The organism is Okeania sp. SIO3I5 (assembly GCF_010672085.1).
Lineage (GTDB): Bacteria > Cyanobacteriota > Cyanobacteriia > Cyanobacteriales > Microcoleaceae > Trichodesmium.
In genome coordinates this window covers 10,737-12,542 of sequence record NZ_JAAHHT010000161.1, presented here as the reverse complement: position 1 = coordinate 12,542, position 1,806 = coordinate 10,737, and the positions used below count along the sequence as shown (strand labels likewise).

General features: G+C 32.0%; 1 protein-coding gene. It reads left to right on the top strand.

Features of this window, described 5'->3' with window-relative positions; translation table 11 throughout:
- Positions 1–456: 456 nt before the first annotated feature.
- Entirely contained in the window at positions 457–1,701 is a 1,245-nt protein-coding gene (locus tag F6K40_RS27465; protein WP_293140281.1) for an alginate O-acetyltransferase AlgX-related protein, read from the top strand.
- Positions 1,702–1,806 lie beyond the last annotated feature (105 nt).

Here is a 1,806-nt window from a genome sequence, read left to right as displayed (position 1 = left end):
TTTTATAGCAAGTTTAAATAGGTTGTAATATTTGAGCGTAGGGGTTTGGAGAACAAACCCCATTTTTCCAAACCCCATTTCTCTATTGGAATTTGCTGATTAAATCTCCAACCTTTAAAAATCAACGCTTGAGTTTTTTTAGGGTTTAAAAAAGTACCAGGTTTTCAGTATAAAACGCTCAAAAAAGTTAGCATTTTGGGCAGAGACTTGGGCAAAAAAATTACTCCCTTACTGCCGTACGGACGTTCGCATTTTTGTTATGCAAAGTCCCTACCTATACCCTACTCTTTAAAAAGACTTTTTCAGCAAACCCAAGTTAGGGTTTGGAGACCAAACCCCTACAGTTTTTTTCAAAAAACCCAAGTTAGGGTTTGGAGACCAAACCCCTACAGTTTTTTGACAAATCATTTATGATTGCTATATATTATCCCAAATTCATAACTTAGTTGTCATTCTATGGAGAATTATTTCCAATTTATTAAACCGAAAAAAATCAAAATTTTATTATTATTAACATTTACCTGGATAATTATACCTCTATTTTTGGTAGAAATTTTAATGATTGTTTTTGAACCATACCTATTTAAAGGTCTGTATCAATATGACCCAGATTTAGGTTTTCGGGTGAGACCTTATATTAATGGTAATAATCAATTTGGTTTTAATGACAGAGATTATCCCCTAGAAAAAGATCCTAATAAATTTCGTCTTTTGGTTGTGAGTGACTCTTTTAATTGGGCGGGTGGAAAAGAGGGAAATTATACGGGTTTGTTGGAGAAAAAATTTGATAATTATTATGGTAAAAGTCAGGTTGAAGTAATTAATGTTGGCTATCCAGGAACTCATACTGGCGAACAATTAGCTATGTTAAAAAAGTACGGATTACAATATAATCCAGACTTAGTAGTATTGGGTTTTTTTGCAGGTAATGATTTTCGGGATGCCGATCCAGAAAGGAAACGAATTATTGTCAATGGCATATATCTAGATATAGATAAGAAAGACGAGTTAATTATTTTTGGTTATCCAATTATTGGTAAGTCTAGATTCTTCATGTTTTTACAGCAAAAATATAAAGTTTACCAAGAATTACAAAAGGCTAAACAGGATTCTGCTAAGTTGCCAAATAGTTCTCTTATTGCTAGTTTAAATTTAGCCTCAGCTCCAATTCTTGAAAGGGAAAAATCTCCGGGAATTTTATCTAAAAAAGCTTTTCTACGGGTGGAAAAAAGTCGGCTGAAGTTTTGCAAAATTAAGGATTTACTTGACGGTAAGCGGGATGAGAATATCAACTATATTTTTCAGAGTATTTTAAAGATGCAAAAATTACTAAAATCTCGGAATATTGAATTTGTAGTGGCTATTTATCCTGACGAATATCAAGTTAATAATGAGTTATTAAATGAAATTTTTACCGAGTACGACGATTTAAAACCAGAGTCTTATAATTTGACTTGTCAACAAGAAATTTTGAGCAAATTTTTAGCAGCTAATAACATTCCTTATCTAGATATGTTGGAGAGATTTAAAATCGAACAAAATAACCGTCCTTTATACTTACTGAGGGAACCCCATTGGAATAATGCTGGAAATTTATTAGGTGCCGATATTTTGTTTGATTATTTGGTTAAAGATACAGATAAATTTTTTTGGGAAAACCCCTCTCCCTACATGGAAAAGGATAGAATTAACTCAGACTAAATTTTCCCTTTCAATTTTTCTGTTTTGACGATTCATTAAAAGGCTAAACAGGATTCTACAAAGTTGCTAAATAGTTCTGTAATTGCTAGTTTAAATTTAGCCTCA